We start from the raw sequence: 23,080 nt of genomic DNA on the forward strand, positions 1-23,080 counted from the left end.
CTGATTGCGGACGGCCAGATGCGCAAGCGCGATGAGCGCTTTGCGGATCAGGCCAAGCACAAGGCAAAGCCTGACCCCTTGTCGGAGAAGAAGGCCAGCAGCGAGGCCGCAGAGATCAAGTTCTTCCGGCCCAAGGACTTCCACTTCAACGACGAGGACACCACCGCCACGTGCCCGGCGGGCCAGGTCTTGAGCAGCAGCGGGCGCATCCACATCACCGCGAGTGGCCAGCCTTACCAGACCTACATCGCCAAGACGACGGATTGCAGCGGCTGCGCGCTGCGCTCCAAATGCATCAAGACCCGCCAAGCCGATGAGAAGAGCCCACTGGAACGAGGCCGGCAAATCAGCCGCTTCCTGCCCAAGGCACCAGACCCCGACCACCCCAGTGAGCGCATGCGCCAGGCCATCGATTCACCGCAGGGCAGGCAGCTCTACAGCCAGCGCATCGGCACGGTGGAGCCGGTGTTTGCCAATCTGCGGCACAACAAGCGGCTGACTCGCTTGAACCACCGAGGGCAGGCCAAAGTGCGCACGCAGTGGAGCCTGTATTGCATGGTGCACAACATCGAGAAACTCTCGAAAGCGGGACTCGGGCAAATCGGGGTTCAATAACGCAGTCCACAGGCGGCACAATTGCACTCAGGTGCCGCTGGATCGGCTTACAGACCCCAATTCACCGATGAACCCAGAAACTCGCCTTCGCCGACATTCACACGTACTGAGCGTTGAGTGTGGTTGGGGATTTCGGGTTATTGGACAACCTCGTTAAGCGTCATGAACATCGCTCCTGCCACTCGCGAGCACGCGTCCGGCATCGCCAAAGTCCACATCCGCTCTTGGCAAGCGGCCTACGCCGGCATCCTCGACCAAGCGTTCCTGGACCAACTTTCTGTCGAGGATCGGGCGCTTCGGTGGGAAGACATACTTCAGAAGCAAGAGTCCACGACGCTCGTTGCGCTCCGAGACGACAGCGTCGTCGGCTTCATCAGCTACGGCCACTGGCGCCACGAGCAAGCGTCTCCAGAGCAAGGCGAAATCTGGGCGCTCTACGCCGAGCCGCAATCGTGGAGTCAGGGCGTCGGTCGCGCGCTCATGGCTCAAGCCCTCCTGGAGCTACGCGCCCGTGGCTATGTCGAAGTCTCACTATGGGTCATTGGCCGGAACGAGCGCGGAGTCAGTTTCTACAAGAGCTGTGGGTTCTCGCACGTCGAAGGCAGCGAAAAGCAGTTTGAACTCGGCGGTCGCCAAGTTGAGGAAGTCTGCCTCCGGTTGCGAAATGACGCCTAGCCCTTCGCTCAATTGGACACATCGCGGCGCGCCGGTTAGCTCAAGCGTCAAGCGACAGCCACTCCACCTCTCAAGCGCACCAAGTGAAGTTTCATCGCCTGCCAAGCACCGATCACCCGCTGGTGCATCTGCGGCCCCTCCGTGCGGCAGATATCGAACCATGGGCAAACTACCTCAACCTGCCTGAGGTGTATCAGCACACGAGCTGGAATCACCCCACGGCGCAGGAACTGTCGTCCTACTTGGGCAACGAGACGAACACGGAGCCATCTGCGCTGCTGCGCTTGGCCATTGCGGAGCGCGAGTACGACACGCTTGTCGGCACGATCGGATTCCACACCGCCTCAGAACAGAATCGGTCAGCTGAGCTTGCCTACGACTTGCATCCATCCATGTGGCGCAAGGGCGTGGCTACAGCCAGTGCAATCGACCTGGTTTCTTGGGCACACAAAAAGGCAAACGTGGTTCGAGTCCAGGCAACGGTGCTGCAGTCCAACGCCGCCTCGATTCGCGTCCTTGAGCGCGTCGGTTTCGTCCGGGAGGGCCTTCTTGACTCCTACCGCATCGTTCGCGGCAACCCAGGCAACTTTTACATGTACGCGCATATTTTGGGGACACACAATGCCACATAACGAGATCTCCACTCGTATGGCAATGCGTACATAGCCCTATCTGCCTCAACTACCGCGGGGGGGACAAGATCAGAACGCAGTGGAGTCTGTACAGCATGTCGCACAAGATCAAGAGACAGTCGAAAGCGGGGACCGGGCAAAACAGATTTCAGTAACGCAGCCACCAGGCGACCCAATCGTGCTCAGTTGCCGGGAATGCAACTCAGCGATCTCGGTTCATCGATGAACCCAGAACCTCGCGATCGCCGACATTCTCACGCCCAGAGCGTTGAGGGTGACTGTGGATTTCGAGCCATTGGACTGCCTCGTTACGTACTTAACCAGAGATCCCATGAATTTCATCAAGAAGACCGTAGCTGTTTTGGCTGCAGCCGCTTCATTTTCCGCGTTTGCAGAGAATAGGCTAGGCATCTTTTCGGTTCTACCGACGGGGCTGTCGACGGCATCTATTCTCGGGATTGCGACAGACCCTAAAGTAGAAAAAATTTCAAGAATTTTTACCGCAGCGGCGCAGGCCAATAATGAGTGGTTTAAAGGGTACGTCGCTGCGCACAGCAACCTGAAGCCAGGAGATATTCTTCCTTATCACAAGAACTTCGGCATATCAGAAGATGAATACCGATTTTTCATTGAGAGCATTCAGAAATCGGCGCGAATAATTGAGGTGGGAAAGATTTAAATCTCAGCAAAAACAAGCGGAGCCATTACCCAAATAGACATCAGCGACAAGAGCTCCGCATTTAAATCCGTTCGAGTGGATGTGAAGAATGGGATCGTCTACACAGCATTGGGAGAAATATCCAAACCGAAATATGTTGAGCCGACGCAAGAGCGAGCGGCGATTGGAAAGTGGAGCGGATATGTATGGCGTCGTGAGGATGGTGATCCAGGAGTACCAACGGGCAATGCAAAATGGATTTCCATTACTTTCGGTGTTGTTAAAGAAAGTGGAAAGAAGTACATCAACTACAAGGCAAACGTAATGAAGCAAGGCCAAATGGTTTTGGCAGAAGACATCAAACTTTTCGTGGATGACGTGCATAGCGATTCGCCGCAGGGCGGACTGCCCTGAGCTCAAACTTTACGCTGCGTCAACACCCCATCTTCCATAGGACACAAACTTGACAATTCATGATTTGCAGGAACTGAAAGCGGCGCTTGACTTGTACGCGACCCAGTACTCGGCTACAGACAAGCTTTGGGCGTACTTCTCATCAGTAACGCTGGCAGTGCTTGGTTTCTCCGTCGCAAGTGACAAGGTTTCAAAGTCGTTTGTTGAGGCGACCATTGTCGTTGCAGGCTACGTTCTTTTCTGTATTGGAAACTTCGGTGCTTTGATACTTTCGCACCGACAACTCGTAGAGTTTGCGGCACTCGTCAGGCCAATAGCGGAACGCCTGAATTCAGGGTTGACGACACTCACTCCACTTTCTACTGAGTCTGTTAGCTATTTCTATTGGATGGTGGTATCTGCTGTCTGCGCAGGCATCCTCTTCATTACTTGGCGTCGGCGGCCCAAAGAAAATGTGAACTGACACCTTGTTCGAACCGACTCGCAACGGGAGACCACCTCAGGCCTCATTTGATTTTGAGCCGCCCATGCCCAACCACCACTCGCGGCACAGCTTTCTCGCCTAGCTCGCTCTTGCTCTTCTAAACTGCACGGGCGCCCAGTCCAAACCGATCTTTTATTCGTCTGAGAGGGGAAAACTGTGAATTTCAAAGAGTATGGACCACTCATCACAGCCTTTGCTGGTTTCGCATGGGCAATAATTTCTTGGCTTTTGAACAATCAAAACACCGCCTTACGAGGCAAAATAAAGACAGATCTGGAGATTCTCGAAAAGTCAAAACTTCACATGGGCGAAGATCACGAGGTGACAAACCTTGCGAGGGACCATGCAATATCGCTCATGCGCCTTCAGTATCGCGAACACAGAACGCAATCTGCCGCCTGGGTATCTTGGCCCGATCTTGCACTGGCGGTGTTCTTGACGGCTAGTTCAGTTTGGCTTTGGTTGACAAGAGCGGAAGAATGGCATCTGGCTGGCGCATTCACACTCGCCTTTATTGCCCTTGGAGCGTTCGTCAACGCCTTTAGCAGCACAGCGCGCCTGAGGCGAGCGGCCTGACCCGCTGACCAATCCGACAGCCCAGTTCCGGCTATGTGAAACCTTGGGCCCCAATTTCTAGATCAGTCAAACTCGATGACTTCGAAACGCGCGCTACAACTGTTCTTTCTCCTGATGGCTGTTTATGGTGCCGTTGTTGGGTACTGTGTATCGCACAACACGACCCCTTCTAACCCAGTGGAATTTCTGTTCACGGCTGCGTCAGCCGTACTCATTTACCTTTGGTACTACTTTGATGCGGCGGAGCAAAAGTACAAGCGAACGGCAGTTCTGGGTGGTGCTGTCATAGCACTTTCATTGATCGCAATTCCTTACTATTTGGCGCGCAGTCGTCCGGAGGGACAGAAGGTCAAGGCCATCCTGCGCTTTCTTGGCGTTGGCGTACTCTCGCTTGCAGTGGTCTGCATCGCAGCGCTGCCATTTGTGCTCTTGGGCGAAGGTGCCTAGCTGGTCTCCCAAATGGACCACGGCCACCTGGCCACGCTATGCAGCCTTTGTGATTTCGGCTTCGCACGGCCTACTGGTTTCGGCCCATTGGCTTCAAAGTTATGCCGCCAGAAGGGGGAATTGTGAGGAGTCGACTCGGTCTCGCACGGGCTCTTGCACTTGCACTTGCATGCTTTCTCGCTACGCACTCGCCGGGGAGCGCGTCGGCCGGTGAAGACAAGCAAAGTTCAATACCTCCGCCCTCTATTCCCCCTCGCAGTTGGAAGCTACCTGAACTTCCGAAAAAAGAGGAGCTTCGGCTCGAGGACCTCGCCAAGTGCTTCGGTGCTGGTTGGGACGCACCGAAGCGGGCTAGGGACCTTGAAAGCTTCCTTTCTCAGTTGAGTAGCCAATCCGAGGCCTTGCGCGTGAGGACGAACGAACTCGACCGAGATCGCGAGTCACTGGAAGCCGATGAAAAGGCCTTGGCCCTCGCACTGGCAGAACTGGCGAGTGGAGACTCGGCCCTGGATTCGGATCGGGCATCGATTGAGAAGTCAAAGTCAAGCTCAAGCCTGCCTCCTGCAGAGGTCAAACGACTGAATGCCAGTATCGCGGCGCTCAAGGAACGCATAGGCAAGAGAAATCAGAAGGCCAATCAACTTCGAACTCGAGCGGCAGATCTATCGGCCAGAGCTTTGGCCTTCAATTCGTCAGTTCAGGACGTCAGCTCCGCATCGACAAAGTTCAATGAAGCAGTCACTGCATACAACACGAGAGCTGCCTCCTTCAAAAAGGACCTTGAGGGTTATGAAGCCAGCTGTGTCGGGGAACGCCGACTGGTCAAGTAGCCGAGCTGCAGCCTAGCCCGTCTGCAAGGGCCACACACCGCTCCAAGCCCAAATGGCAAGACCTGCCCCCTAGCCCAGCACACGCCGTCCTCCGTGCGCCCTGTGCCCAGACTCCGTCTGCGCATGGCCTCTTTGAGCGCAAGTCCGCGCCGTGAACTGACTTCAATACGCGCCGGCCCGGCTTCTCCCAAGCCTCACCTGCTTGCGCTACTTGGTCCCGGCGATCGCCCGGCCGTCGACCGAGCGCGTGATCGGGCAGTTGACGACGATGTCCGTCATTTGCAGCGAGAGTTCCTGGGCTTCCACGGCGCTCAAGATCTGCTCCTCGGACTTCAACTCGCGCGCCTGAGCGGGCTGCTTCCACTTCACCAGCACCATGCGCCACAGCGGGCTGTAGGAGGTGTCGGTGTTGCCCGGGCCGCTTGGCGACGGCGCGGACTGGAAGACGGTGATCTGGGAGTCGTCGACGAATTTGTAAACCCGCTCCACCACCGAGGGTCGGCCGGGCGCCGGTAGGGCCAGGGCCAGCCGGGGTACGAGATTGACGCCCAGGGCCTGGGCCATGGCCGGATCCGAGATGTCCGTGGTCACATAGTCGACCTTGCGTCCGTCGAACCAGGCCTGATGCAAGGGCAAGGACACCGTCGGCGACCGGCCCGCATCGGGCACGGCGCTGCAAGCACAGAGCAAGGCCGCGGCCAGAAGCGGCAAGCAAAGACGAAGACTGCGCATGGTTTTAGGTCCGGAAAACAAGGTGGGGTTTCGAAAGCCTTCAGTCGCCCGCGATGGCGTCGGCCCAATCGAGCACCAAGGCTTCGATCTGAGCGCGGTCCAGGCCGGGCTCCATCTCTTCGGGCAAGGCCTGCTCGCCAGTTGGCAGGGCTTGCAAGCCCTGCTCGGTGGCGGCCCAGGTGAACCGGGCCGCGCATGCGGGGCAGGCCAGGTGGTCGCCAACGCGCGCGCTGCGCGTGCGCACCAGGGTCGGCCCGCAGGCGGGGCAGTGCTGCAGCGGAATGCCCTCATCGCTGTGACCAACCACTGCATCGAAGGCGCCGGCCCGCCCCATGCGCACAAACGTCGTCCCGAGCGCCCGGTCGAACTGCTGACCCAGTTCCGACTCGATGATGTCGAGAGCCTTGGCGATGGGCATGCCCGCGCGGTAGGGCCGCGTGCTGGTCATGGCATCGAAGGCGTCGCAGATGCCGACCAGAAGGGCATCGTGCGGAATCTCCGTATCCACCAGACCCACGGGATAGCCGCGCCCGTTGGGCATTTCGTGGTGATGGTGAATCACGCCAACGACCATGTCCGCCAAGGGATGGCCAGCCAGCATGCGTGCGCCCACGCGCGGGTGGGTCTTGATCGTTGCGAACTCTTCGTCGCTGAGCCGCCCAGGCTTGCGCAGGATGGCGTCGGGGATGCCGACCTTGCCCAGGTCGTGCAGAAAGCCGGCCATGGCGATGCGACTGGCCTCGCACGGCGTGCTGCCCGAGCCCAGGGCCAGTGCATGCGCCATGCGAGCCACGCGCCAGAGGTGACCGCCGGTGTAGGGGTCGCGCGCCTCGACCATCCAGGCCGAGACCAGCAAGCTGGCCAGCAAAGCCTGGCGCTGGCTGGCCAGCTGCTGGCGCAGGCCTTGCACTTCATTCGAGGACGGTTCAGAACTCATGATGGCTCTTGGGGTCGTGTTACGGGCTGGCACTGCCGACCATGGTAGACCCAAGACCGACTTGGGGCCCGTTTCAGAAGCGTTCACAGGCCCAATTCACTGAGGCCGGCATGATCCGCGGGGCGCGGCCCTTGAGGCCAATGGAACAGGCGCTCCCGCGCCGAGATCGGCCGGTCGTTGATGCTGGCGTGGCGCACAGCCATGTAGCCGCCGTCATCGAACTCCCAGTTCTCGTTGCCGTAGGAACGAAACCAGTTGCTGGCATCGTCGCGCCATTCATAGGCAAAACGCACCGCGATCCGCCTGCCCTCATGCGCCCACAGCTCCTTGATGAGGCGGTAGTCCAGCTCGCGCGCCCATTTGCGCTCGAGCAGTTGCTGAATCTGCTCACGGCCGCGAGGGAACTCGCTGCGGTTGCGCCAGCGGCTGTCCGGCGTGTAGGCCAGGACCACACGCTGTGGATCACGCGTGTTCCATGCGTCCTCGGCCATGCGGACTTTTTGCACCGCGGTCTCCAGCGTGAAGGGCGGCAAGGGTGGGCGTGGGGCTTCCGGGGTGTGGCTCATGATCGCTAGCTGTGGAAAGTGAGGGCAAGGACGGCTGGGCAGCCAGGCGGCAAGGCTGCCAAGCCGCCCAGCGCAGGCGCAGGCGCAGGCTCAGGCCGCAGCCTTGGCGGTGACGACGGGAAAGTCGATGTCGGTCTGGGCCACGTTGTTGACGTAGTTGGTCAGCACATTGAGGGCCACGTTCAAGACGATCTCCAGCACGGCCGCTTCGTCAAAATCAGCGGCGCGCAAGGCCGCCAGATCGGCATCGGCGACACGGCCGCGCGACTCGGCCACACGGCGGGCAAACTGCAGCGCAGCCGCGGTGCGCGCATCGTCGGAGCGGGCCTCGCGGGCAGCTTCGACTTCGCTCGCGCTGATCTTGGCCACGTTGGCAGCGAGGTAGCTGTGCGCCGAGAGGCAGTAGTCGCAGCCATTGAACTCAGCCACGGTCAGGGCGATGCGTTCGCGCAACTGCACGCTCAGCTTGCCTTTGGCCAGCGCACCACTCAGCGACAGATAGCCTTCCAGGGCGGCCGGACTGTGGCCCACCAGCTTCATCAGATTGGGCACCACGCCCAGTTGCTTGTGGACAGCAGCCAGCAAGGGCTTGGAAGCTTCGAGGGATTGGTCGACGCTAGGGATGCTGAGGCGGGACATATTCATTCTCCAGATGGGTCAAGAAAGGTGGGTTCGCGGTGGGTATCCGCTGCGTGTTCAGCGAATGACTGAACTGTCTTTGAATCGGCCGATGATTAGAATCACCGCCAAACCCAATACACCGTTACGCCCGGAGGAACAGTTGGACCGATTGCATCTCATCAGTGTCTTTGTGGCAGTGGTCGATGCCAGCGGTTTTGCTGGCGCGGCACGCAAGCTGGGCATCTCGCCGCCGGCCGTCACGCGGGCCATCAGTGAACTGGAAGCGCACCTGGGCGCACGCCTGCTGACCCGCACCACGCGGGTCGTGCGGGTGACCGAGGCCGGTGCGCGTTATGTGGAGGACTGCCGGCGCATCCTGGCCGAGCTGGCCGAGGCCGACGAGTCGGTCAGCGGCCTGCATGGGGCGCCACGTGGGCGTCTGACCGTCACGGCGCCTGTGCTGTTCGGGGCGCTGCATGTCACCCCGGTCGTGACCGAGTTCCTGCAGCGCTATCCCGAAGTCAGTGCATCGTGCTGGTTCCTGGACCGGGTGGTGAATCTGACGGACGAAGGGGTCGATGTGGCGGTGCGCATCGGGGAGTTGCCGGACTCCTCATTGCAGGCCATTCGCGTGGGCAGCGTGCGCCGCGTCATCTGCGCCGCGCCGAGCTATCTGGCCCAGCACGGCGAGCCGCAAGGGCCCGAGGATCTACTCGACCACATCCTGATCTCGGCCAACGCCGTGACGCCAGCGCCCGAGTGGCGCTTCAAAGTGGAGGGGGAAGTCCGGACGGTCAAGGTGGCGCCGCGCATGCTGACCACCACCAACGACTCGGCCATTGCAGCCGCGTTGGGCGGCTTCGGTCTGACGCGCCTGATGTCCTACCAGGTCGACGCGCTGGTGCTTAGCGGCCAACTGCAACGGGTGCTCGAAGCCTACGAGCAGGCGCCGCTGCCGGTGCATCTGGTACACCGTGAAGGCCGCCATGCGTCTCACAAGGCGCGTGCCTTCATGGACCTGGCCATCGAGCGGCTGCGCGAGCGGCTGATGCTGCCCGGCTGACGATCAAGGCACTGGCTGCGAGGCGGCTCGCAAGAGCGCGAGCTCGCGCTGGGCCTGCTCCAGCTCCATGCGCAGGGGCAGGACGGCTTGCTCGATCTCGGCTTCGGTGAAGCGCGGCGTGATGTGCTGGGGGCAGTTCCAGTCGAAGGCTTCGACCGTGATGAGGAAGGCACGCTCGACCTGCGCACGGTACTGCGGCAGCTGGAGCCGGGCCAGCATGGCCGGGTCTTCCTGCTCACCGACCAGGCGCACCCGACCGAGAATCTTCAAGCGCCGCTGATTGGCGTAGTCCATCAACATGAGGGAGACGCGGTCATTGCCCGCGAGATTGCCGACGCTGATGTATTGGCGATTGCCGCGGAAGTCGGCGTAGCCTATGGTCTGGGCGTCCAGCACCTTCAAGAAGCCGGCGGGGCCGCCGCGGAATTGGACGTAGGGCCAAGCGGTCTCGCCCACCGTGGCTTGATAGAAGCCATCGCGCTGGTGAATGAATTCGGCCTCATGCGACGTCAAGGCATCGCGTCGGTCTTCAGCCTGATCCAGGCGCGCATAGGAGGAGCGGCTGCCCATGTGGGTCTGCATGGCGCGCACAGCGGGCGTGAAGGCAAGGTCGGAATAGGCGCGGCTCATGGTTCGGTCGGTCCGGTGAGGTGGATCAAGCCGCAAGGTCTGCAGCGTGTGACCGAACTGTGATGGGCGGCGCCCAAAAACAGAATGCCCAGCCCACTGAATGGAGTGTTTCGCTGAGCGGAACAGCGCGGGTGTGAGCTGGCCCGCCGGTTCGACGGCAGCGCCCATCCATCAATTCGACAGGGACCTATTTTTTCTTCAGGAAGCGTAAGGAATTCACGCTTCACCGCGACTCAGAGGGGCACGCAAGTCGGCGCCATTGCCGGGCGTGCGAGTCCAGTTCACCCAGCCCACATCACCCTCTCTGGAGAAACCTATGCACCCATCCTTCAAGCCCGGTCTGCGCAAGACCGTGGCCCGCGCGGCCCTGCTCGCCGCGACCGGCTTCAGCCCCATGGCCCACGCCGCAATCGTTGATTTGACGATCACGGTTCACAACCTGGCACCGAGCAATGGCGTCGTAGTGGCACCGCTGAGCGTCGGCCTGGGTCAAGGCCTGTTTGACGGCTTTGATCTGGGCGCAGCGGCCAATGCTTCCATCGTGAGAGCGGCCGAGCTGGGCAATGGCGGCCTGTGGCGCGATGCGTTTGCGGCGACGGACTCGGGCGCTGTGCTCGGTGTGGTGGGCGCTGCGCCGCTGGCAGCGGGACTGTCGGCCACCCAGACCTTTCGCATCGACACCTCGCTGAACAGCTATTTCAGCTTCATTGCCATGGTGGTTCCCAGCAATGACTTCTTCATCGGCAATGATGCTGCCAAGGCCTACAAGCTTTTCGACGCCGCCGGCAATTTGCAGATCAGCAGCATTGGCCAAAAGGCACGCGACATCTGGGACGCTGGCTCGGAAGAGTTCAACATTGCCAACGCGGCCTTCATCGTCGGATCCAATGCCCTGGCACGCGATGCGCAGAACTCCGTGGTGGCACGCAACTTCGCTGAGTTCGCGGCCTACAACGGCCAAAGCACCGCCTACGGCTACACCTTCAACAGCGGCTTGGCGGCCGGCACCGATGTCTACCGCATCGACTTCTCGGCCCAGCCGGTGCCCGAGCCCGAAAGCTACGCACTGATGCTGGCCGGACTGGCCGCCATGGTGTCCGTGGTTCGTCGGCGCAGCCGGAAGTCCTGAGGCGGCAGGCTCTGCCAGGTACCGCCAGCCCGGCTTGTTAGGCCGCAGCGCCGTCGGCGCGTGTCAGGCCCATGTTCGCAAGCTCATGGCCTGGCGCTGCCGGGAGGCCACCGGTTCGGGCCTCAAGATCCAGGCAGCGATCTCCGAAGTTCGGCGATGAAGGCCTCAAAAGCCCTGCAGTCCGAGACTGCCGGGCTCTTCTGTTTACACCCGCGGTGCCTCGTGCCTGCCAGGCTCAGCGGGTCCAAGCCTCTTCGTTGACGATCATGGCCCCGTCCGCAAAATCGGCACGGTGATGAAGCTACGGTTCGACCACTCAACCTTGAGCGCTTGGGTCGCGTCGGCGATGGTTTCCTCACTGACGTCTTTGCCGGTGCCGTAGTTCAGTTGAGAAAACGGGTTCTTGTTCACATTCAGGTAGGCGACCAGGCGGCTGCCTTTGACCATGAGCTTGCTGACCAGTTTCGTCGAGCCGAGGGGAATGCATTCGATCTTTCCGGGCGTGAGCACGTTGCGCCGCGCAGGGTCTTTGGCGTAGCTGGCGCGCTTGATCACGTAGGACAGATGAAAGTACTTGCCCTCCGGTGTCAGTTCATACAGGGTGACGCCGAGGTCGAAGTCTCGCTTGTTGATGCGCGCGCAAATCTCGCCGCTGAAGGCGCCGTTGAACAGCACCTCGTCTTCAAACGGTTCGCTGACAAAGACATAGCGGCTGCTCCTATCGATGTCATCCGTCACGATGGACCCCGGGTAATAGCTGTTGTTCCATTGCTCGCGGTCTTTCAGGTCCACCTCTTGCGTGAGGAAGGCCTCCTTGCCAGGCCGTGCGGCATCCAGGCGCGACCCACGCAGGAAGAGCTTGAGCGTCTGCTGGCTCATCGCTTCCAGTGACGGCGCGCTGCCCCACCGGTCTGTACCCATCACTTGGTAGTTGATCTTGTCCTTCAACACCGAAGGCTTGGGCCCACCCTTCAAGACATGGTCCAGCCATTGATAGGTGATGGCCTTGGTATCGATCAGTGCGGCTGCAGGCAGGTCCAAACTATTGATGACCTTCTCACCGCCCCGCTGCGCACCGAAGTGACCGTAGGGGCCGATGATCAGGTAATGCTCGGCCTTGGGCACATGGCGCACATGCTCGCGCAGATAGTCCAGGCCGGACACCTGGGAGTCGTTGTAATAGCCATCGACCGAAAGCACCGGTATCCGGATCTGCTTGAACTCCTCGCCATACGGGGCCATGGCCTGCCAATAGCTGTCGTAGGACGGATGCTGCAGCCAGCGTTGCAGCAGGGGATTGGGCGTGCCATCGAGCTTGTCGATGCTGCGATAGGCCGCGCCGCTGTTCCACCAAGCGAACTGCAAGTTGCGGAAGCGATCGCGATCCTGGTTTACCTCTTCATCCAGAGTCTTGTTATTGCTAACGTAGAAGACCCACTGATAGTTGGGATTGATGAAGATATTGTTCTCCATCGGCAAGCCCATGCCCGGACGGTTTGCCACATAAGGCACGATGGTCTTGAGGGCGGGATGCAGCTTCTTGGCCGCCGCCCATTGGGTGAAGCCGTTGTAACTGCCACCGAACATTCCGACCGCACCATTGCTCCAGGGCTGGCGACTGATCCAGTCGATCGCGTCATAGGCATCGCTGCCGTCGTGCTCGTAGGGGGCGATGGCGTCCGGGCTCAGATACTTGCCGCGGCTGTAGGCGATCATGGCCACATAGCCACGGTCGGCAATCTCTTTCAGACTGGCCAGGTCGCGTTCCGGGCGGACGTAGATCGTGAACTGCAAGACCGTGGGCAAGGGAGCCGTCGCATCCTTCCGACGAACCAGAATGCCAGAGACCGTCGCACCGTCGCGCGTCTTGAGCAAGAGCTTGTCCTGCACGTCGTAAACGCTGCCCAGCTCGGGCTGTGCTTGAGCGGTGCCCGCCATGCAGAGCAGGAAGGCGAACACGAACGCGAATATCGCAAGCCATCTCTTCACAGCCACCCTTTCAGAGCATGGTTCAGTGATCTTGTCCAAGAACGGTGATGCTAACGGCCTGACGCTTGTACCGATGAGCGCGAAGGTGGCAGCTTGGCGTCTCCCATGGGAATTCCTCGATAGCGGCTTGATTCGCCCTTGGATAGCATGCCGGCGCGCGACCTTTGCATTCAGCGGCTCGCCACGCCCATCGAGATACACAACACAGGAGAGCATCTTGCGATTCCTCGTCTTCTCAGTACTCGCCGCCTCAGTCGTTTCGCTTGCTGGTGCAAGCCCGCCCGATCAGCCCAGCACGGCCGCGTCGCCGGTGGGCCTCGCGCACATACCCGCAGCGCCGCCTGCGGCAAACACCGACGGTTTGCAGTCCGGTGAGTTGTTCGACGCCCTGGCGCAGATGGACCGTTCCCTCTTCGAAGCCTCTTTCGAGACCTGCGACGCGGCAAAAGCCAACGCCATCTTCACCGACGACGTTGAGTTCTATCACGACCAAACTGGTCTGGCGGTCGGTGAACAAGTACGCGAGAACACCCGCCGACTCACCGCTTCGTGCCCCGGTCACCGGGGTGTCAAGCGAACGCTCGTGCCTGGTAGCTTGAGGGTGTATCCGATCCACGGATACGGCGCCGCGCAGATCGGGATGCATCGGTTTGACGAGCGAGGCGCCAGCACGAGCAGCATGGCAAAGTTTGTCAATCTCTGGCGCTTCCAAGACGGGCGTTGGCGGCTCGCACGAGTGATGAGTCTGGACCATCGCCCCGTTCCCCCGCTGGCGCCTGTGGCAGCCAATTAGCCCGGGTGTTTCACGCAGGCAGTCCTAGCAAGCTACTGCATGGGCATACCCAGCACTGGCGCCTTCGATTACTCGCTGCTGTTCCTGGCCGATCACTTTTTCTTTCTCGTGTACCGCGGCGGTGCGTCACCGGGCAAGCATGTCCAAAACATCACGGGGGTCACGCCTGAGGGCCTACCGACTGCCGCAGCAGTTGTTCTACCTCGGCAGAGGAATGCCCAGGACTAGCCCAGGTTTACCAAGCAACCGACTCACGACTCACGACTCACGATTCACGATTCACGATTCACCTGCCCACCTGTTCACCTGCTCAGCCCTTCCCCCCACCAAACCTCATCGCCATCACCACCTGATTGCGCAAGGTCTTGAGCAGGGTCAGCTCGCGCTCGCTGATATGCAAGGTGCCCGCCTCGGCGCGGTCGCCATAGAAGGTGCCCAAGACCTGGCCGCCTGCAACCATGGGCAGCAACACAAAGGTGCCGGCGCGGACCTGCTGGCGGTGCCAGGCGGGCAAGCGCTGGGCGATCACGGGGTCGGCGGTGTCGGAGATCAGCGTATCGGCGCCCTTGCTGCAGAGCAGGCCGAACAGCTCCGTCGGCGGGGCCAGCGGTATGTCGAACAGCGGCGCCAGCACGGTGGCCCGCTCGCCCAGGCCCATCCGACCCTTGAGGTAGGAGCCGCCATGGCTGGCGTCGCGCAGGCAGACGATGACGCGCTGCAGGTTCAGCGCCTCGTGCATCTGCTTCATGCACAGCTGCAGCAGCTGGCCCGGTGCGGCGCCGGACAAGACCATTTCGCTGAGCTGCTCCAGCGCGCTGGACAAAGCTTCGGCCATGGCCGGGTTGGCCGCCGCCGGGCGCGCCGCCGGGCGGGGTGCAGCGGCCGCAGGCGCCGGTGCAGCTTTGTTCGCAGGGGTCGCCAGATCGCCGGGCTTGGCCGGCTTGGAGGAACTGCTTGACTTGCCAGCCGCAGCCGGCGCAGCCACGACGGCGCCAAAGCCCAGGGTCTGGGCCAGATCGTCCCAGACCTGCTTGACGCTCTCGACCGCCTCGGGCATGGGCTCGGGGTCCAGGCCCAAGGGCACGGCCAGCTCGGCGGCGAAGCGCTCGACGCAGGCCTTGCGGGCCTCGGCGCGCTCCTCGGGGCTGCCCGAGTGCGGCAGCTTGAGCAGCTGGGCGGCCAGGTCATTGGCGGCGGTGCAGAGTACGCGTTGGTACTCCTCGGGGCTGCAGGCGCGCTCCAGATTGCTGGGGCGCAGCGTGCGCATGCCCATGCGCACCGATTCGGGCCAGCCCCATTGCCGCGCCACTTCGATGGCGATGTCCTCCAGCCCCTGGCCCCATTGCTCGCGGGCCAGTTTTTCGCGCCCCTCCTGCCAAGCCAGGCTGCCCTCGGCCAGTTCGCGGGCCTGCAAGGCAGCCTCGATGGCCTCCATGTCATCGGCAAAGTGCAAGCCGGCCAGCATGCCGCCCAGGTTCTGGAACAAGGCAATCAGGTAGGCGCCGTCGAGTTGCTTGCTGCTGTTGCAGAACTGGTGGGCCAACAAGGCCGCCAGCTGGGCACGGCCGAACTCCTGGCGCAGGCGGTTGCCATCGGCGCCCTTGGGCAGACGCTCGAACAGCATCAAGGAATTGGCCACCATGCCTATGGTCTGGAAGCCCATCAAGGCCACGGCGCGCTGCAAGCTGGTGATGCTGCCGCCGCCGGCCGAGCTGTAGAAGGCGGCATTGACCAGGCGCAGCAGCTTGGCCGTCATGGCCACATCGTCGGAGATGGCGCCGCTCAGCGCACGCGCGTGCGCGTTCTCGGAACGGGCAATCTTTTGCAGCAGCCGGGTCGAGTCCTTCATGGAGGCGAAATCGGCATGCTTGGCGATGCGCTGCATCAGGCGCTGCAGGCGCGCCTCGCGCTCGGCGGCGGCGCGATCTTCGGCTTCCTGGGCGGCCTGGCGCTCGGCGGCCAGCCGGGCAGCCTCGGCTTCGGCGGCTGCCAGTGCAGCAGGGTCAGCAGGGTCGGCAGCTAGGTCCACGGCAGCTTCGGCCACGGGAAAATCGGGACTGGCCGAGGCCAGGGCCTCTGTGGCGCTCGTTTCTGAGTTCATGTCTTTTTGGAGGCAGCGGATGACAGACCCTGATTCATCGGCCGTTGCCGCCCGAACTCAATCCATGCTTGTGCGCAGTGCGCCGCCGGGTCGCCCCCACGCGCCCAAATGCCAACAATTCACGCGGGCGCCTCAACTGCCAGGGGCGGCGCCGCCAAAGCGCATGGCCATCACGACCTGGTTGCGCAGGGTCTTGAGCAGGCGCAGCTCGCGTTCGCCGATCTGCAGGCGGCCGGCCACGGCCTGGTCGCCGTAGAAGGCGCCGAGCACTTGATCGCCGGCCACCATGGGCAAGAGCACAAAGGTCTGGGCGCGCACCTGCTTGCCGTACCAGGGCGGCAGGCGCTGGGCAATGACGGGGTCGGAGGCGTCCGAGATCAAGGTGTCGGCACCCTTGCTGCAAAGCAGGCCGAACAGTTCGCTGGGCGGTTTGAGCGGGATGTCGAACACCGGCGCCAACTCCTGTGCCCGGTCCCCCATGCCCATGCGGCCGCGCAGGCCGCCGCTGGCGGGGTCACGAAGACAGACGATGACACGTTGCAGCTGCAAAGCGTCTTGCATTTCCTTCATGCACAGCTGCAGCAGCTTGGCCGCCGGCGCACCGGACAGCACCAGCTCGCTGACGCGCTCGAGCGCGGCCGACAAGGCCTCGGCCATGACGGGGTTGGCGGGCGCCGGCGCGGCGGCAGGCCGGGCCGCTGGAGCGGGCGCCGGTGCAGGCTTGGCGGGCGCCTTCTCGACCGGCTTGCTGCCGGCCTTCTCGGGCGCCTTCTCTGCGGTCTTGGCTTTGGCCGGCACTGGCACCGGGTCGAAGCCCAGGGCCTTGGCCAGATCGTCCCAAACCAGCTTGACCTGCTCGACCACGGCGGGCAGGACCTCGGGGTCAAGATTCAAGGGTACGCCCATCTCGGCGGCAAAGCGGTCGACACAGGCTTTGCGCGCCTCGGCCCGCTCCTCGGCATTGCCGCCGCCGGGCAGGCGCAGCAGATCACCAGCCAGACGGTTGGCCGCCGTGCAGAGCACGCGCTGGTATTCCTCGGGCCCGGCCGGCCGCTCCAAGCTGCTGGGCGCCAGGCTGCGCATGGTCTGACGCACGGAATCGGGCCAACCCCAGCTCTTGGCCACCTCGACACCGATTTCCTCGAAGCCCAGGCCCCATTGCTGGCGCGCCAGTTTTTCGCGCTTGTCATGCCAGGCGGGTTCGCCTTCGACCAGGCCCTCCGCCTGCAGGCGCGCCTCGATGGCGGCCGTGTCTTCAGCGAAATGCATGCCGGCCAGCATGCTGCCGAGGTTCTGGAACAGGGCATTCAGGTAGGCGCCCTCGATGTGCTTGCTGCTGTTGCACATCTCATGCGCCAGCAAGGCCGCCATCTGGGCCCGGCCGAACTCCTGGCGCAGGCGGTTGCCGTCGGCCGTCTTGGGCAGGCGCTCGAACAACATCAGGGAGCTCGCCACCATGCCTATGGTCTGGAAACCCATCAAGGCAACCGCGCGCTCCATGCTGGTGATGCTGCCGCCACCGGCCGAGCTGTAGAACGCGGCGTTGACCAGGCGCAACAGTTTGCCGGTCATCGCGATGTCGTTGGAGATCTCGCCGGTCAAGGCGCGGGTGTGCGCCTTCTCGGAGCGACTGACCTTTTGCATGGAGCGGACCGAGTCCTTCATGGACGCGAAATCGGCGTGGGCGGCGATCTTCTGCATCAGGCGCTGCAAGCGCGCTTCGCGCTCGGCTGCCTCTTTTTCTTCGGCCTCGCGCTGGGCGGCCAGGCGCTCGGCTTCCTCGGGGTCGATGGCAGTTGCTGCCTCGGCTTCCTGGCCCGGTGCCGCCTCCAGAGCCGCGCCGGCATCGGCAGGCGCCTCAGCGTCGGGTGGCGGGAGCGCGTCGGCATCCCGTTCTTGCGTGCCAGAAGAAGAAGTCATGGATGTGCTTCCCACCGAGCGGCGTAAAGATTCGGAGCCGCGATCTTCGCACCACCCGCGTCTATGCCCAAAGCACAAAAAGCAAGGCCGATCCTGCGCATGTCAGGACCGGCCTTGCCGTGGTTCAGCAGACAACCGCGTCCCGGAGACCGCGGCAGCGCTCAAACTCAGTTGTGGTTGGCGACCAAGCTGGTGCCCGACACCGCAGAGTAAGCGTTCAGCAGCAGGTAGTAAGTGCCGGCTTTGGGGGCAGCGACCGTGATGGTCTCGGTGTTGGTCGAGCCATCCGACTTGAGCTCATAGCTGGTCGTGGTCGGAGCCGAGCCGAACTTCAGGTAGATGTCGCCATCACCCGTGCCGCCCGAGAGCTTGAAGCTCAGGTTCTTGGCGCCGGCCGGCACCACCAGGGTGTAAGTCAGCTTGGCATTCGTGGCCAGGTTGATGCCGGTCTTGGCCACGCCCTTGGTCAAGGGGATGGTGGCGGGAGGCGGTGTGGTGGCGCAGCTGACACCGACGGCCGAGAAGGCCGCGGTCACGTCAGCGACGGTGTAGCCACGGTTGGTGGCCGCCTTCTCGACACCGCAAGCGCCCTGATTGAAGGTGCTGCTGGCCGCCCAGTACAAGCGATTGGCATCGACCATCACTTCAAAAGCCTTGCGGGTATTCCAGCCGGGCTTGGTGGCCAGCAAGTAGAAGGCCTTGTTGTAGACGCCGCTGGACAGATGCACGTCCAAGCCGTTGTAGTAGTTGGCGGCGTTGGCGATCGAGCGACCGTCGCGGGTCGGGTCGGCGAAATAGCGCAGGGCACCCGTGGCCTTGAAGATCTCGCTGCCAACCAACCAGTCGTTGGTGCCCTTCATGAAGTACTCGGCGGCTTCGCCGGCCATGTCGGAGAAAGCCTCATTCATGCCGCCGGACTGGTTGGAATACACCAGGCCCGAGTTCTGCTCGGTGAAGCCGTGGCTGACTTCGTGCGCGGACACGTCCAGCGACACCAGCGGGTAGAAGGTGGAAGCGCCGTCACCGAAGTGCATGGCCGAGCCGTCCCAGAAGGCGTTCTCGTAGTTGCTGCTGTAGTGCACCTTCATGTACAGGGTCTGGCTGATCGGGCGGAGGTTGAACCAGCCTTGGTACATATTGAAGACCACATTGCCGAAGTAATGCGCGTCGTTCAGCGGCGAGTAGGCGCCATTGGTCAGCTTGTACTCATTGCGAGGGCAGGTGAACTTGAAGGGCGTGCTGCCGGTGGTTCCGCCTTTCAGGTCAACGGTGACGACATTGCCGCTGTTCATCTGGCAGTCAGCGGTCACCACCAGGGGGCCGTAGGTGGTGCCGTACTCGTACTTGCCGGTCTTGGCATTGCCGCCGGGGCCGGTGGCATTGGCGTGATTCAGGCCTTCCCAGCGCTCGATCACCGAGCCGCTGTTGGCGTCGATCAGGAAGTACGGGCGGCTGGGTTCATCACCCTTGCTGGTCAGGAAGGAGACCAGATAGACCAATTGGGCAACGCCCTTGTCGTTCTGTTTGACGTAGAGCGTGACCTGCTCGTTCTCCGTGTTGGAGACCTTGAACACGCCATTGACCAGGCTCTTGGCGACCGTCAGCACCGAAGCGGCGGACAGGCTGGGCTGGGTGTGGGCCAGGTCCTGGTTCAGATTGCGCAGCAAGGCGCCGGAGAAGGTGGCTGTCTTGGAGCCGTTGGCGACATGTTCGACCACGCCCTCACCCCAGATCGGCACACCTTGGTAGAGCTGCTGGTAGCGTGTAACGACCAGGCCGTTGTCGTAGCTTTGGCTGCGCAGGGGCTTGAGCTCTTCGCTGGCCAGGCCCAGTGCCGCGGCCGGGCCGGTGGCGCCACGCGCGGCGACGATGCCGGCACGAGCCAAATTGGTCCCGTCCAGCTCCAAACGGTCAGCGGCCATGGCCTGGCAGGCCAGCGATGCCGCAGCGGCGAGCAGCGCGCTGCGGGCCATCAAGGTGAAGTTTGCTTGCATATCGTTCGACTCCTAGGAATGAAGGCTTGTCAGCCCATGTTTGTAGACCCGGCAGACCGGTGAGTGGCTTGCGGGCCGGCAAGGTCGAACCCTGGATCGCAAGGCCGTGCCCCTCACCGTCTGACCCCGGTCGCCGTGCCGCAGCACCAGTCGCCGCAGCCGCCGCCCGCCACGTTTGAAGGCAGCCGGTCAGTGGGAGCGAATCCTAGTGACGGGCGGTTTCCGCACAAGCTGTAAGAACTGACATCCGCATTCGCCCCAATTTCACGTTGAGGTGTTAAAGGAGGATGGTTGCGCGCTCGGCGAGGCCCTCAACACCGGCTGGCCGAAGCCGCGGCGAACCCGCGTTTGCGGCAAGCCCCAAGCGGCACTGGCGCCAGCGCCGGCCGGCGCAGGCCTGCCCCCCACCCCCACAAGGAGACCTTGACCATGCCCACCCTGCACTCTCTTCAGCGCCCGCGCACCTGGCTGGCCCCAGCCTTGGCCGGCCTGCTGGCACTCAGTCCCCTGCTCAGCCCCAGCGCCTTGGCCCAAGCCACAAACGCCAGCAAGCCCGCGGCCAGCAACAAGGTTTGGATCAGCCTTGGCGATGCCGCCTTCAAGGAGTTGCAACGCGTGCATCCGGCCGCCCGCTCCAGCGCCAGCGTCGACGCACTGGCCTCGGTGAGCGAGACCGCCGGTGACGCCACGGCAGCGCGCCAGCCCGAACGCGTGCACCTGGTTGAAGTGGAGGAGGCACTGCTGGGCCAGCTGTCGGCCGCGGTGCATGAAAAGCTGCGCCGTTGCGGCGGCTATATGTTCCACCCCAGCCAGGCAGAGGGTCAGCGCAGCCTGAGCGCCTTGAGCCGCCCCATGCAGCCCCTGGTTGCCGCCACGCGGCCCAGCTATGTGATCGACCAGCAAACCCTGGTCACACCCATGCTGTCACAAATGCAGGCCAGCAATATCGGCCAGACCATCCTCGATCTTTCCGCAAACACCAACCGCTACTACACGACCAGCGGCGGCACCGCCGCCTCGACCTGGCTGAAGAACCGCTGGACCACCTTGGCCGGCGGGCGCAGCGACATCACGGTGGAGCAATTCACCCACGCCAGCTGGCCGCAGAAGTCGGTCATCCTGACCTTCAAGGGCACGGACAATGCCTCCGAGGTGGTCGTGCTGGGCGCACATCTGGACTCCATCGTCAGCTCGGGAACCGGGGAAACCACGCGTGCGCCGGGCGCCGACGATGACGCCTCCGGCGTGGCCAGCCTGACCGAAATCATCCGCACCCTGGTGGCCAATAACTTCAAACCTCGGCGCACCCTGAAATTCATGGCCTATGCGGCAGAAGAGGTGGGCCTGCGTGGCTCGGCCGAGATCGCGCGCAGCTTTGCCGCGGCCAACACCAATGTGGTCGGCGTGATCCAGCTGGACATGACGAATTACAAAGGCGCCGCCAATGACATCTACATCTTCACCGACTACACCGACGCCGGCCAGAACACCTTCGTCACCAACCTGATCAAGACCTATCTGCCGACCCTGAAAATCGGCACGGACCGCTGCGGCTACGCCTGCTCGGACCATGCCAGCTGGAACGCCCAAGGCTACTTCGCGACCATGCCGTTTGAGTCCTCGTTCGCGGCCGACAACCCCTACATCCACTCCGCCAACGACACCTACGCCAACACCGGCAGCAATGCCGAACACTCGCTCAAGTTCGCACGCATGGCCCTGGCCTATGCGGTGGAACTGGGTGCCGACGGCCCTGGCACGCCGCCGCCTGGTGACAAGGTGGAAAACTTCAGCGGCAGCCTGACGCTGAACCAGACCCGGAGCTTCGGCCCCTTCAAGGTCAAGGCCGGAGGCACGTTCAAGGCCAGCACCACCGGCACCGGCGACATCGACTTGTTCGTCAAGAAAGCCGCTGTGCCCACGACGGCCAGCTATGACTGCAAGAGCGATGGCAGCACCGCCACCGAGACCTGCAGCATCAGCGCGGCGGCCAACAGCGACGTCTATGTGTTGCTGAAAGGCTATACCGCCGGCAATTACCAGCTGACGGTCAGCTACACGGCGCAATAAGAAGCGCGCAGCCGGGGCGGCGGACTCACAACATCAGAGCGAGCCGCTCCAGCACCAGCACCGCGAAAAATCCCAGCGCGGCCAGCAGCGTCCATTTGACGATGAGCAGGCCGCGCCGCCGCCAGATCTTCTGCCCGGTGGCGATGTAGATGGCAAAGCTGACGATGCCGGCGAACATCAGCAGGCCGGCGACGAGGCGAAAAATCATCATGGGCACACTCCAGGCCTGAGCGCCCGCTGGCGCGGCCGCAGGAAACAGATCACCACGCCGGCGCCAGCTGAGCGAAGCCTTGCGGCGCGCGAGCATCGTCCTCGAAGGTGATCAGCTCGTAGGCCTCGGCATCGGCCAGCAAGGCACGCACCAGCTTGTTGTTCAAGGCATGACCGCCCTTGAACGAGGTGTAGGCGGCCAGCAGTGGATAGCCCGCCACCTGCATATCGCCAATGGCGTCGAGGATCTTGTGCTTGACGAACTCGTCGTCATAACGGAGTCCATCAGCGTTCAGAACGCGGTAGTCATCGACAACGATGGCGTTGTCCATGGAGCCGCCGAGGGTCAGACCACGCGAGCGCATCAGCTCGATGTCGCTGGTCATGCCGAAGGTGCGTGCGCGGGCGATTTCCTTTTTGTACTGGCCCGAACCCATGTCGAAGACATACTGCTGGCCGGTGGCCGACACGGCCGGGTTGTCGAACTCGATCTGGAAGCTCAAGGTGTAGCCGTGATGCGGCTCCAGGCGCGCCCACATCAGGCGTTTGCCCTCGCCCTGGCGCACTTCCACCGCCTTCTTGACGCGCAGGAACTTCTTGGCAGCGTTCTGCTGCTCGATGCCGGCGCTCTGCAGCAGGTAGACAAAGCTGGCGGCCGAGCCGTCAAGGATGGGCACCTCGTCGGCATTGATGTCCACATACAGATTGTCCAGGCCCAAGCCGGCACAGGCTGACAACAGATGCTCAATGGTCTGCACCTTGGGCGCGCCAGGGTCGCCGCCGGGGCTGATGGTGGTGGCCATTCGGGTGTCACAGACCGTATCGGGGCGCACGGGAATGTCCACCGGCGTGCACAGATCGACGCGGCGGAAGACGATGCCAGTGTCAGGCGCCGCCGGCCTGAGGGTCAGTTCGACACGCTGGCCGCTGTGGATGCCCACGCCAACCGCTTTGGTCAGCGCCTTCAGGGTTCTTTGTTTCAGCATGCCTCGAT

At 62.5% G+C, this 23,080-nt stretch carries 24 protein-coding genes; 13 read left to right on the forward strand and 11 right to left on the reverse strand.

Going from position 1 to position 23,080, the window contains the following annotated elements:
* From LNV23_RS21800 to LNV23_RS21840, 9 genes are all read left to right on the forward strand, one after another.
* Window positions 1–615, forward strand: a 615-nt coding sequence (locus LNV23_RS21800; RefSeq protein ID WP_263564929.1) for a transposase, incomplete at its 5' end; no start/stop codon positions are given.
* A 162-nt stretch (window positions 616–777) separates the two neighbouring features.
* The gene (locus LNV23_RS21805) at window positions 778–1,290 is read left to right on the forward strand and encodes a GNAT family N-acetyltransferase (protein WP_263564930.1); all 513 of its coding nucleotides are present in this window, start codon (window positions 778–780) and stop codon (window positions 1,288–1,290) included.
* An 83-nt stretch (window positions 1,291–1,373) separates the two neighbouring features.
* Window positions 1,374–1,922 carry a GNAT family N-acetyltransferase gene (locus LNV23_RS21810; RefSeq protein WP_263564931.1) on the forward strand — a complete coding sequence of 183 codons (549 nt, stop codon included), beginning with the start codon at window positions 1,374–1,376 and terminating at the stop codon, window positions 1,920–1,922.
* Between the two features lie 331 nt (window positions 1,923–2,253).
* Window positions 2,254–2,601, forward strand: a complete 348-nt coding sequence (locus tag LNV23_RS21815; protein WP_263564932.1) for a hypothetical protein — start codon at window positions 2,254–2,256, stop codon at window positions 2,599–2,601.
* 75 nt (window positions 2,602–2,676) lie between these two features.
* Window positions 2,677–2,994: a hypothetical protein gene (locus LNV23_RS21820; RefSeq protein WP_263564933.1), complete on the forward strand. Its 318-nt coding sequence runs from the start codon at window positions 2,677–2,679 to the stop codon at window positions 2,992–2,994.
* A gap of 49 nt (window positions 2,995–3,043) precedes the next feature.
* Window positions 3,044–3,457, forward strand: a complete 414-nt coding sequence (locus LNV23_RS21825; RefSeq protein WP_263564934.1) for a hypothetical protein — start codon at window positions 3,044–3,046, stop codon at window positions 3,455–3,457.
* Window positions 3,458–3,634: 177 nt separating this feature from the next.
* Window positions 3,635–4,054 carry a hypothetical protein gene (locus tag LNV23_RS21830; protein ID WP_263564935.1) on the forward strand — a complete coding sequence of 140 codons (420 nt, stop codon included), beginning with the start codon at window positions 3,635–3,637 and terminating at the stop codon, window positions 4,052–4,054.
* Between the two features lie 75 nt (window positions 4,055–4,129).
* Complete coding sequence (locus LNV23_RS21835) at window positions 4,130–4,501, forward strand: hypothetical protein (protein ID WP_263564936.1); 372 nt, start codon at window positions 4,130–4,132, stop codon at window positions 4,499–4,501.
* Between the two features lie 407 nt (window positions 4,502–4,908).
* A complete protein-coding gene (locus LNV23_RS21840) occupies window positions 4,909–5,331 on the forward strand; it encodes a hypothetical protein (RefSeq protein WP_263564937.1) in 423 nt (140 codons plus the stop codon).
* Window positions 5,332–5,538: 207 nt separating this feature from the next.
* Here LNV23_RS21840 and LNV23_RS21845 read toward each other — a convergent pair whose 3' ends face one another.
* From LNV23_RS21845 to LNV23_RS21860, 4 genes are all read right to left on the reverse strand, one after another.
* Complete coding sequence (locus LNV23_RS21845) at window positions 5,539–6,063, reverse strand: DUF7482 domain-containing protein (RefSeq protein ID WP_263564938.1); 525 nt, start codon at window positions 6,061–6,063, stop codon at window positions 5,539–5,541.
* 40 nt (window positions 6,064–6,103) lie between these two features.
* Complete coding sequence (locus LNV23_RS21850; RefSeq protein ID WP_263564939.1) at window positions 6,104–7,000, reverse strand: HD domain-containing phosphohydrolase; 897 nt, start codon at window positions 6,998–7,000, stop codon at window positions 6,104–6,106.
* Window positions 7,001–7,083: 83 nt separating this feature from the next.
* Window positions 7,084–7,566, reverse strand: a complete 483-nt coding sequence (locus tag LNV23_RS21855; protein WP_263564940.1) for a nuclear transport factor 2 family protein — start codon at window positions 7,564–7,566, stop codon at window positions 7,084–7,086.
* 90 nt (window positions 7,567–7,656) lie between these two features.
* Window positions 7,657–8,205 (reverse strand): carboxymuconolactone decarboxylase family protein, encoded by a 549-nt coding sequence (locus LNV23_RS21860; RefSeq protein ID WP_263564941.1) that lies wholly within the window; start codon window positions 8,203–8,205, stop codon window positions 7,657–7,659.
* A gap of 91 nt (window positions 8,206–8,296) precedes the next feature.
* Here LNV23_RS21860 and LNV23_RS21865 point away from each other — a divergent pair, with 91 nt between their 5' ends.
* Window positions 8,297–9,250: a LysR family transcriptional regulator gene (locus LNV23_RS21865; RefSeq protein ID WP_263564942.1), complete on the forward strand. Its 954-nt coding sequence runs from the start codon at window positions 8,297–8,299 to the stop codon at window positions 9,248–9,250.
* A 3-nt stretch (window positions 9,251–9,253) separates the two neighbouring features.
* Here the strand turns inward: LNV23_RS21865 and LNV23_RS21870 are convergent, their stop codons facing one another.
* The gene (locus tag LNV23_RS21870; protein WP_263564943.1) at window positions 9,254–9,880 is read right to left on the reverse strand and encodes a pyridoxamine 5'-phosphate oxidase family protein; all 627 of its coding nucleotides are present in this window, start codon (window positions 9,878–9,880) and stop codon (window positions 9,254–9,256) included.
* A 316-nt stretch (window positions 9,881–10,196) separates the two neighbouring features.
* On the opposite strand from LNV23_RS21870, the gene LNV23_RS21875 reads away from it, so the two are divergent.
* Window positions 10,197–11,009 (forward strand): spondin domain-containing protein, encoded by an 813-nt coding sequence (locus LNV23_RS21875; RefSeq protein ID WP_263564944.1) that lies wholly within the window; start codon window positions 10,197–10,199, stop codon window positions 11,007–11,009.
* Between the two features lie 264 nt (window positions 11,010–11,273).
* Here the strand turns inward: LNV23_RS21875 and LNV23_RS21880 are convergent, their stop codons facing one another.
* A complete protein-coding gene (locus LNV23_RS21880; protein ID WP_263564945.1) occupies window positions 11,274–13,214 on the reverse strand; it encodes a CocE/NonD family hydrolase in 1,941 nt (646 codons plus the stop codon).
* 1 nt (window position 13,215) lies between these two features.
* Here LNV23_RS21880 and LNV23_RS21885 point away from each other — a divergent pair, with 1 nt between their 5' ends.
* On the forward strand, window positions 13,216–13,791 hold the full coding sequence (locus LNV23_RS21885) for a nuclear transport factor 2 family protein (protein ID WP_263518821.1): 576 nt from the start codon (window positions 13,216–13,218) through the stop codon (window positions 13,789–13,791).
* 310 nt (window positions 13,792–14,101) lie between these two features.
* Here LNV23_RS21885 and LNV23_RS21890 read toward each other — a convergent pair whose 3' ends face one another.
* The 3 genes from LNV23_RS21890 to LNV23_RS21900 form a co-directional block, all read right to left on the reverse strand.
* Window positions 14,102–15,892: an HDOD domain-containing protein gene (locus LNV23_RS21890; protein ID WP_263564946.1), complete on the reverse strand. Its 1,791-nt coding sequence runs from the start codon at window positions 15,890–15,892 to the stop codon at window positions 14,102–14,104.
* Window positions 15,893–16,024: 132 nt separating this feature from the next.
* Window positions 16,025–17,812: an HDOD domain-containing protein gene (locus tag LNV23_RS21895; protein ID WP_263564947.1), complete on the reverse strand. Its 1,788-nt coding sequence runs from the start codon at window positions 17,810–17,812 to the stop codon at window positions 16,025–16,027.
* Window positions 17,813–17,979: 167 nt separating this feature from the next.
* Window positions 17,980–19,806 carry a M4 family metallopeptidase gene (locus LNV23_RS21900; RefSeq protein WP_263564948.1) on the reverse strand — a complete coding sequence of 609 codons (1,827 nt, stop codon included), beginning with the start codon at window positions 19,804–19,806 and terminating at the stop codon, window positions 17,980–17,982.
* A 429-nt stretch (window positions 19,807–20,235) separates the two neighbouring features.
* On the opposite strand from LNV23_RS21900, the gene LNV23_RS21905 reads away from it, so the two are divergent.
* Window positions 20,236–21,876 carry a M20/M25/M40 family metallo-hydrolase gene (locus LNV23_RS21905; protein WP_263564949.1) on the forward strand — a complete coding sequence of 547 codons (1,641 nt, stop codon included), beginning with the start codon at window positions 20,236–20,238 and terminating at the stop codon, window positions 21,874–21,876.
* Window positions 21,877–21,901: 25 nt separating this feature from the next.
* Here LNV23_RS21905 and LNV23_RS21910 read toward each other — a convergent pair whose 3' ends face one another.
* The gene (locus LNV23_RS21910) at window positions 21,902–22,087 is read right to left on the reverse strand and encodes a hypothetical protein (RefSeq protein WP_263564950.1); all 186 of its coding nucleotides are present in this window, start codon (window positions 22,085–22,087) and stop codon (window positions 21,902–21,904) included.
* 49 nt (window positions 22,088–22,136) lie between these two features.
* Window positions 22,137–23,072, reverse strand: a complete 936-nt coding sequence (gene lpxC / locus LNV23_RS21915; protein ID WP_263564951.1) for a UDP-3-O-acyl-N-acetylglucosamine deacetylase — start codon at window positions 23,070–23,072, stop codon at window positions 22,137–22,139.
* Window positions 23,073–23,080: the final 8 nt, after the last annotated feature.

The organism is Kinneretia sp. DJ1R-11 (genome assembly GCF_025717595.1).
Taxonomy (GTDB): domain Bacteria; phylum Pseudomonadota; class Gammaproteobacteria; order Burkholderiales; family Burkholderiaceae_C; genus Paucibacter_A.

Excerpts from the sequence above, each read along its gene's own strand:
- LNV23_RS21805 (WP_263564930.1), top strand. The coding sequence starts at position 778 with ATGAACATCGCTCCTGCCACTCGCGAGCACGCGTCCGGCATCGCCAAA.
- LNV23_RS21815 (WP_263564932.1), top strand. The coding sequence starts at position 2,254 with ATGAATTTCATCAAGAAGACCGTAGCTGTTTTGGCTGCAGCCGCTTCA.
- LNV23_RS21835 (WP_263564936.1), top strand. The coding sequence starts at position 4,130 with ATGACTTCGAAACGCGCGCTACAACTGTTCTTTCTCCTGATGGCTGTT.
- LNV23_RS21845 (WP_263564938.1), bottom strand. The coding sequence starts at position 6,063 with ATGCGCAGTCTTCGTCTTTGCTTGCCGCTTCTGGCCGCGGCCTTGCTC.
- LNV23_RS21850 (WP_263564939.1), bottom strand. The coding sequence starts at position 7,000 with ATGAGTTCTGAACCGTCCTCGAATGAAGTGCAAGGCCTGCGCCAGCAG.
- LNV23_RS21855 (WP_263564940.1), bottom strand. The coding sequence starts at position 7,566 with ATGAGCCACACCCCGGAAGCCCCACGCCCACCCTTGCCGCCCTTCACG.
- LNV23_RS21860 (WP_263564941.1), bottom strand. The coding sequence starts at position 8,205 with ATGTCCCGCCTCAGCATCCCTAGCGTCGACCAATCCCTCGAAGCTTCC.
- LNV23_RS21865 (WP_263564942.1), top strand. The coding sequence starts at position 8,297 with ATGATTAGAATCACCGCCAAACCCAATACACCGTTACGCCCGGAGGAA.
- LNV23_RS21870 (WP_263564943.1), bottom strand. The coding sequence starts at position 9,880 with ATGAGCCGCGCCTATTCCGACCTTGCCTTCACGCCCGCTGTGCGCGCC.
- LNV23_RS21875 (WP_263564944.1), top strand. The coding sequence starts at position 10,197 with ATGCACCCATCCTTCAAGCCCGGTCTGCGCAAGACCGTGGCCCGCGCG.
- LNV23_RS21880 (WP_263564945.1), bottom strand. The coding sequence starts at position 13,214 with ATGCTCTCCTGTGTTGTGTATCTCGATGGGCGTGGCGAGCCGCTGAAT.
- LNV23_RS21890 (WP_263564946.1), bottom strand. The coding sequence starts at position 15,892 with ATGAACTCAGAAACGAGCGCCACAGAGGCCCTGGCCTCGGCCAGTCCC.
- LNV23_RS21895 (WP_263564947.1), bottom strand. The coding sequence starts at position 17,812 with ATGACTTCTTCTTCTGGCACGCAAGAACGGGATGCCGACGCGCTCCCG.
- LNV23_RS21900 (WP_263564948.1), bottom strand. The coding sequence starts at position 19,806 with ATGCAAGCAAACTTCACCTTGATGGCCCGCAGCGCGCTGCTCGCCGCT.
- LNV23_RS21905 (WP_263564949.1), top strand. The coding sequence starts at position 20,236 with ATGCCCACCCTGCACTCTCTTCAGCGCCCGCGCACCTGGCTGGCCCCA.
- LNV23_RS21910 (WP_263564950.1), bottom strand. The coding sequence starts at position 22,087 with ATGATGATTTTTCGCCTCGTCGCCGGCCTGCTGATGTTCGCCGGCATC.
- lpxC (WP_263564951.1), bottom strand. The coding sequence starts at position 23,072 with ATGCTGAAACAAAGAACCCTGAAGGCGCTGACCAAAGCGGTTGGCGTG.